This window comes from Rhodoferax sp. (assembly GCF_010365055.1).
Classification (GTDB): Bacteria; Pseudomonadota; Gammaproteobacteria; order Burkholderiales; family Burkholderiaceae_C; genus Rhodoferax.
The window spans coordinates 22,709-28,774 of sequence record NZ_JAAFHA010000045.1 but is presented as its reverse complement, the minus strand read 5'-3'; the positions used below and the strand labels follow the sequence as shown (position 1 = coordinate 28,774).

General features: G+C 56.8%; 7 protein-coding genes. All 7 read left to right on the top strand.

All coding sequences use genetic code 11. From position 1 onward, the window contains the following. Positions 1 to 407 (top strand): sugar phosphate nucleotidyltransferase (locus GZ093_RS11705; RefSeq protein WP_296486085.1); only part of this gene is annotated, 407 nt, incomplete at its 5' end. Next, entirely contained in the window at positions 404 to 1,483 is a 1,080-nt protein-coding gene (gene rfbG / locus GZ093_RS11700; RefSeq protein WP_296486083.1) for a CDP-glucose 4,6-dehydratase, read from the top strand. The genes GZ093_RS11705 and rfbG, both read left to right, overlap by 4 nt. A gap of 21 nt (positions 1,484 to 1,504) precedes the next feature. Continuing rightward, the gene (gene rfbH / locus GZ093_RS11695) at positions 1,505 to 2,827 is read left to right on the top strand and encodes a lipopolysaccharide biosynthesis protein RfbH (protein ID WP_296486081.1); all 1,323 of its coding nucleotides are present in this window, start codon (positions 1,505 to 1,507) and stop codon (positions 2,825 to 2,827) included. Positions 2,828 to 2,859: 32 nt separating this feature from the next. After that, a complete protein-coding gene (locus GZ093_RS11690; protein ID WP_296486079.1) occupies positions 2,860 to 4,248 on the top strand; it encodes an ATP-binding protein in 1,389 nt (462 codons plus the stop codon). Between the two features lie 15 nt (positions 4,249 to 4,263). Next, positions 4,264 to 5,652 (top strand): RNA-binding domain-containing protein, encoded by a 1,389-nt coding sequence (locus GZ093_RS11685; protein ID WP_296486078.1) that lies wholly within the window; start codon positions 4,264 to 4,266, stop codon positions 5,650 to 5,652. Beyond that, the gene (locus tag GZ093_RS11680) at positions 5,649 to 5,786 is read left to right on the top strand and encodes a hypothetical protein (RefSeq protein ID WP_296486076.1); all 138 of its coding nucleotides are present in this window, start codon (positions 5,649 to 5,651) and stop codon (positions 5,784 to 5,786) included. The genes GZ093_RS11685 and GZ093_RS11680 overlap by 4 nt, the downstream gene beginning before the upstream one ends. Continuing rightward, positions 5,783 to 6,064: a DNA-binding protein gene (locus GZ093_RS11675; protein WP_296486074.1), complete on the top strand. Its 282-nt coding sequence runs from the start codon at positions 5,783 to 5,785 to the stop codon at positions 6,062 to 6,064. The genes GZ093_RS11680 and GZ093_RS11675 overlap by 4 nt, the downstream gene beginning before the upstream one ends. Positions 6,065 to 6,066 lie beyond the last annotated feature (2 nt).

The following is a 6,066-nucleotide window of genomic DNA, read 5'->3' as shown; positions in this document are numbered from 1 at the left end:
GCCTAACCTACGGCGATGGCGTGAGCGACGTGAACATCACCAAGCTCATCGAGTTCCACCACGCCCATGGCCTGCAAGCCACACTTACCGCCACCTATCCTCCCGGCCGATTCGGTGCGCTCGACATCCATCCGGACGAACGCGTTACCTCTTTTAAGGAAAAGCCAAAAGGCGACGGTGGGCTCATCAACGGTGGCTTCTTCGTCCTCTCGCCCAAGGTCATCGACCTCATCGCTCACGATCAGATTATCTGGGAGCGAGAGCCCCTCGAAACGCTCGCAGGATCCAACCAACTGAAAGCCTATTCCCACGAAGGCTTCTGGCAGCCGATGGACACCCTGCGCGACAAAAACCACCTCGAAGAGCTCTGGCAATCAGGTAAAGCTCCGTGGAAGGTGTGGGCATGAACCCATCGTTCTGGAGTGGCAAAAAAGTATTCGTCACCGGCCACACAGGGTTTAAAGGTAGCTGGCTCAGCCTGTGGCTGCAGCAGCTTGGTGCCGAGGTGACCGGCTATGCGCTGCTGCCGCCAACCAACCCAAGCCTGTTTGAAGTAGCGCAGGTGGCGCAAGGCATGACATCCGTTATCGGCGACATCCGCGACGGTGCCATGCTCACCGCGGCGATGCGTCAAGCCGAGCCTGACATCGTCATCCACATGGCGGCGCAGCCGCTGGTGCGCCGCTCGTATGTGGACCCGGTTGAAACCTATTCCACCAACGTCATGGGCACCGTACACCTGTTGGAAGCCGTGCGCCAAACACCGTCAGTGCGTGCCGTGGTCAACGTCACCACCGACAAGTGCTACGAGAACAAAGAATGGGTCTGGGGCTACCGAGAGAACGAACCCATGGGCGGTTTCGACCCCTACAGCAGCAGCAAAGGCTGCGCCGAGCTGGTCACAGCTGCTTATCGCAACTCGTTCTTCAATTCTGCAACACACAGCAAACACAAAGTTGCGCTGGCAACCGCCCGTGCCGGCAACGTCATTGGCGGTGGAGATTGGGCTGAGGACAGGCTTATTCCAGACATCCTGCGCGCTATACAAAATGGCCAGAGCGTCAGTATCCGCAACCCCCATGCCACCCGACCGTGGCAGCATGTGCTGGAACCCCTCAGCGGCTACCTTGCCTTGGCCGAAAAACTCTATACCGACGGCCCGGCCTTTGCAGAAGCCTTTAACTTCGGCCCTGCTGAAGAAGACGCTAAGCCCGTGCAATGGATCGTCGAGCAACTCACGCAAAGTTGGGGCGAGGGCGCGAGCTGGCACTTGGACGGCGGCACGCACCCGCATGAGGCCCATTACCTCAAGCTCGACTGCTCCAAGGCTCGTGCCACGCTGGGCTGGCAACCGCGTTGGCATTTAGGCCAAACCCTGCAGGCCATCATCGTCTGGCACAAAGCCCACAGCGCGCTAAAAGGCAGCCAAGACATGCGGGCACTGTGCCTGCAGCAGATCAACGATTACTCGACCGCTATCTAATTTTTATTTATTTCCCAAGCCATGCAAAACGCCAAAACCCAAGCCATCCGCGACCAAATCTCCAAGCTGGTCGAAGAGTACGCCGCCATCGCATTGTCCCCCGATCAGTTCTTCCCTGGTGTTACCGCAGTTCCGCCCTCCGGCAAACTGCTTGACGCCTCCGAACTCAAAAACATGGTCGAGGCCTCGTTGGACGGCTGGCTCACCACGGGCCGTTTCAATGCAGAGTTTGAAAAAAAGCTTGCAGCCTTTATCGGCATCAAGCACCTGATCACCGTCAACTCCGGCTCGTCAGCCAATCTCGTCGCGTTTAGCACGTTGACTTCGCCAAAGCTGGGCGACAGGGCTATCAAGCAAGGCGATGAAGTCATCGGCGTGGCGGCGGGCTTTCCGACCACCGTCAACCCCATCCTCCAGTTTGGCGCCGTGCCCGTCTTTGTGGACGTAGACCGCCTCACCCACAACATCGACGCCAGCAAGATCGAAGCGGCCATCGGCCCCAAAACCAAAGCCATCATGCTGGCGCACAGCTTGGGCAACCCCTTCAACCTCGACGTAGTCACGGCCCTGTGCAAAAAGTACAACTTGTGGCTGGTAGAAGACTGCTGCGACGCCCTGGGCACCACCTACCGTGGTCAGATGGTAGGCACTTTTGGCGACATTGCCACCCTGAGCTTTTACCCAGCGCACCACATCACCATGGGCGAAGGCGGCGCGGTGTTCACCAATAACGACGAACTCAAAACCATTGCCGAGAGCTTTCGCGACTGGGGCCGCGACTGCTATTGCCAACCCGGCAAAGACAACACCTGCGGCAAACGCTTTTGCCAACAGCTGGGCGATCTGCCGTACGGCTACGATCACAAATACACCTACAGCCACCTGGGCTACAACCTCAAAATCACCGACATGCAGGCCGCCTGTGGGCTTGCCCAGCTGGACAAAGCCGCGCAATTCATCCAAGCCCGCAAAGACAACTATGCATTCCTGAAAGAGCGCCTGAAGGATTGTGAAGAATTCGTCAGCCTGCCTGAGCCAACCGAGCACTCGGACCCCTCCTGGTTTGGCTTCCCGATCACCTTAAAAGAAAACTGCCCCGTCAGCCGCCTGGACCTGCTCACCTACCTGGACCAAAACAAGGTCGGCACCCGTCTGCTGTTTGCCGGCAACCTGACGCGCCAGCCCTACATGATCGGTGCCAACTACCGCATCAGCGGCGATTTGACCAACACCGACAACGTGATGAACAACACCTTCTGGATTGGCGTTCAGCCTTCGCTGACCAAAGAGATGATGGAATTTGCCGCCAGCAAAATTGAGAGCTATCTTGGCGTGAACTTCTGAAGACTCCGTGCCATCGGATGACGCCATAGCCCATGACCCCGCTCACCGCCCTCATTGCCCAAGGCGAATCTCAAACGTTGGAACTTAAAAAGTCCACCGCTGAGAAAGAGCGCGCCTGCCGCACCCTGTGTGGCTTTGCCAATGGGCTGGGTGGGTCGGTTATTTTTGGCGTCACGCCGGCCGGCAAATTGGTCGGCCAGACCGTGACCGACCGCACGCTCGAAGAATTAGCGCAAGAGTTTCAGGGTTTCGAGCCGCCACTGCCTGCGCAAACGCAGCGGCTGCAACTACCTGGCGGCCTTGAAGCGCTGGTTGTGCGGGTAGATCGCGCACCACAGGCACCTGTCTCCTTTCGGGGTGTGCCCTACGAGCGCGTGCTCAACACCACCCGCGTCATGCTGCGCACCACCTACCAGCGCCTGCTCATCGAGTCGATGCACACCACCAACCGGTGGGAAATGCAGGCCGCCGAGGGCTACGGCATCGATACCCTTGACACCAGTGAACTCGTGGTCACCATCGAAGAAGCCATACGGCGTGGCCGCATGGAAGACCCTGGCACCCGCGAGCCCATGGCCTTGCTGCGCGGCTTAGGCCTGCTGGTGGAAAACGACCAAATAAGCCGCGCCGCTGTGGCCCTCTTCTGCAAAGATGAACCTACCGCCCCGGAGTTTCCGCAATTCAGCCTGCGCGTTGCCCGCTTCAAAGGCACCACACGCGACGAATTTTTAGACAACCGCCAATACGCCGGTAACGCCTTTGCACTCATGCGCCGGGCCGAACGCTTTTTGATTGACTGGATGCCCGTGGCCGGCAAAATTGTGCCCGGCCAAATGGCCCGCATAGACACCCCTGCATTGCCCGTCGAAGCCGTGCGTGAAGCACTGGCCAACGCCTTCATTCACCGTGACTACGCCAGCGCGTCTGGCGCAGTGGCAGTGGCGCTGTACGACGACCGGCTTGAAGTCATTTCCCCTGGCGAACTTCACTTTGGGCTGACCCCCGACATGCTGTTTCAGCCCCACGAGTCCAAACCCTGGAACCCCTGGATCGCCAAAGCGTTTCACCGTCGCGGCATCATTGAAACCTGGGGCCGCGGAACGCTCAAAATAGCCAACCTGATGCAGGCCGCCGGACTACCCGTGCCCACCCTGCAAGAGCGCACGCAATCGGTGGTGATGACTTTTGAGCTGCCCAGCCTTAAGGCGCGATTGAAAAGTTCGGAGAAAAGTTCGGAGAAAAGTTCGGAGAAAATCCTGCTGCTCTTGCGCCAAGAGCCCAGCATGTCGGCTAAAGCGCTGGCTGAAAAATTGAGCCTCAGCCCCCGCGCCATCGAAAAGCAAATCGATCATTTAAAGAAAGACGGAAAACTTGCTCGCATCGGGCCAGCTAAAGGCGGGCACTGGAAAGTGACACCTTAACCCATGACAGCCCCAATGCTTTTGAACCTGAACAGCCAGCCCACCAAGTCGGCTTCCGCCTTGGTGCGCGATGCCATTGGTTTGGGGGAAGGTGCGCGGCTGGAATTCAAAAGCAGCTTCCAAAAAGAAGTGGTTGAAACCTTGGTCGCGTTTGCCAACACCCGCGGCGGATCGATCCTGGTTGGCGTCAGTGACAACGGGCAAATTGTGGGCCTGGCCATACAGCCAGAAACCGTGCAGGGCTGGGTCAACCAGTGCAAGCAAAACACCAGCCCCAGCGTCATACCCGATATTGACTTGATCGAGGTGGATGGCAAAACCGTTGCCGTGGTCAGCATTGGCGAATACCCGGTCAAACCAGTTTCATGCAAGGGCCGCTATTTCAAGCGCGTGGGCAACGCCAATCACCAAATGAGCGCCACCGAAATATCGGACGCACACGTCAAGCTCATCAACTCCAGTTGGGACTACCACCCCGACCCTGAGCATGGCATCGAAACCATCTCGGCCAACAAAGTGCAAACCTTTGCGCAAGCCATATCGGTTCATGCCCCATTTGAAGCCGTGATGGAAAAGTTTGAACTGGTCCGACAGGGCCGCCCCACATTTGCGTGCTACTTGCTGTTTGCTAAAAACAACCTGATGCTTACCACCATTGAGGCCGGACGCTTTGCGACCCAGACGGTCATCAAAGACAGCATTACCAGCAAAGACACGCTCATTGAGCAGGTTGATCGCATCATGGGCTTTCTCGTCAAGCACACGAACAAAGCCTACATCATCACCGGAAACCCCAAGCGCGAAGAGCGCTGGGATTACCCCATGGATGCGCTGCGCGAAATCGTCATCAACATGATCGTGCACCGTGACTACCGTAGCGCCAACGACTCCACCATCAAAATCTTTGATGATCGCATCGAATTCTTTAACCCCGGCGCACTGCTGGACGACCTGACGGTTGAAAAAATAAAAACCGGCAACTACAAATCGCATCTGCGCAACAAACAATTAGCCACCATTTTCAAAGAACTTGACCTCATTGAAAAATATGGCAGCGGCGTGCGCCGGGTGATAGAAACCTTTGTTGCGTACGGATTGTTAGAACCAGTATTTGAGGCGACCCAAGGCGGCATGGCTGTGACCGTCTTCAAGCAAGCTGAAAAAGTGCGACCCCCAAAGACCAATGTCGGTGCAAATGAGGGTGTAAATGAGGGAGTAAATGAGGGAGTAAATGGCCTTCTTGCGCTCATTACTGATCAACCGGGCCTGCGTAGCGCCGCATTGGCGAAACTGCTTGGCACCTCACCCAAGAATGTGGAGCGCTGGCTCAAGCAACTCAAAGAGCAAGACCGCATTGAATTCATAGGCGCGACCAAATCCGGTGGCTACTATTCAAAACCATGACCCCGCTCACCACCCTCATTGCCCAAGGCGAATCCCAAAAGTTGGAACTTAAAAAGTCCACCGCTGAGAAAGAGCGCGCCTGCCGCACCCTGCGCGGGTTTGCCAATGGTGGGCATTGGGAAGTAATGCCATGACAGACCAACCCTTGTCCCCTGCAGGCGAATTTTTGCTGTACCAAACCGAAGACGGTCGTACCCGTGTGGAATGCCGATTTTCCAACGAAACACTTTGGTTATCGCAAGCGGGCATCGCCAACTTGTTTCAGACGACACCGCAGAACATTACGCTTCATTTGAAGTCCATATTTTTCGATGGCGAGATGGACCCGCTGTCAACCTGTAAGGACTACTTACAAGTTCGCCAAGAGGGTAGCAGGCAGGTCAATCGCTTGGTCAAGCTAAAACGTGCGTAGTC

Excerpts from the sequence above, each read along its gene's own strand:
- rfbG (WP_296486083.1), top strand. The coding sequence starts at position 404 with ATGAACCCATCGTTCTGGAGTGGCAAAAAAGTATTCGTCACCGGCCAC.
- rfbH (WP_296486081.1), top strand. The coding sequence starts at position 1,505 with ATGCAAAACGCCAAAACCCAAGCCATCCGCGACCAAATCTCCAAGCTG.
- GZ093_RS11690 (WP_296486079.1), top strand. The coding sequence starts at position 2,860 with ATGACCCCGCTCACCGCCCTCATTGCCCAAGGCGAATCTCAAACGTTG.
- GZ093_RS11685 (WP_296486078.1), top strand. The coding sequence starts at position 4,264 with ATGCTTTTGAACCTGAACAGCCAGCCCACCAAGTCGGCTTCCGCCTTG.
- GZ093_RS11680 (WP_296486076.1), top strand. The coding sequence starts at position 5,649 with ATGACCCCGCTCACCACCCTCATTGCCCAAGGCGAATCCCAAAAGTTG.
- GZ093_RS11675 (WP_296486074.1), top strand. The coding sequence starts at position 5,783 with ATGACAGACCAACCCTTGTCCCCTGCAGGCGAATTTTTGCTGTACCAA.